Origin of the sequence: Phaeospirillum tilakii, assembly GCF_042683125.1 — a bacterium.
GTDB classification, from domain to species: Bacteria; Pseudomonadota; Alphaproteobacteria; order Rhodospirillales; family Magnetospirillaceae; genus Phaeospirillum; species Phaeospirillum tilakii.
In genome coordinates this window covers 1-572 of sequence record NZ_JBHUIY010000123.1, presented here as the reverse complement: position 1 = coordinate 572, position 572 = coordinate 1, and the positions used below count along the sequence as shown (strand labels likewise).

Genomic DNA, 572 nt, shown 5'->3' with positions numbered 1-572 from the left:
GGCTTAGACCTGGGAAGTGCATGCAGCCCAGGGCTGGCCTTGGATGGTTCCTGGCGGAGCAACCTACAGCCTGAACAGTGTGGGCAGGAAGGGCACATCTGCCGTGAGTGGGGGCAGGCCCAGTGTGGCTGAGGCACTGCGAGCACACACCAGTGTTATTTGTTTGCAGCATCCCTCCCTCCCCACAGCACGACTGAACAAGTGAGCCTAAAAAAAGTGTCCACCCATCAGAACACCGACACAAGCTTCCCTAACCAGGAAACCTTGACAAGCCACCTGTACAAACCCACACACAGCTAGGAAACGCCACAATAAAGAGAACTCCACAAACTGCCAGAATACAGAAAGGACACCCCAAACTCAGCAATTTAAACAAGATGAAGAGACAGAAGAATACCCAGCAGATAAAGGAACAGGATAAATGCCCACCAAACCAAACAAAAGAGGAAGAGATAGGGAATCTACCTGATAAAGAATTCCGAATAATGATAGTGAAATTGATCCAAAATCTTGAAACTAAAATGGAATCACAGAAAAATAGCCTGGAGACAAGGATTGAGAAGATGCAAGAA

At 47.9% G+C, this 572-nt stretch carries 1 protein-coding gene; it reads left to right on the top strand.

All coding sequences use genetic code 11. From position 1 onward, the window contains the following. Nucleotides 1-377: 377 nt before the first annotated feature. Nucleotides 378-572: hypothetical protein (locus tag ACFSNB_RS18800; protein ID WP_377319352.1), on the top strand; the 195-nt coding region annotated here is incomplete at its 3' end.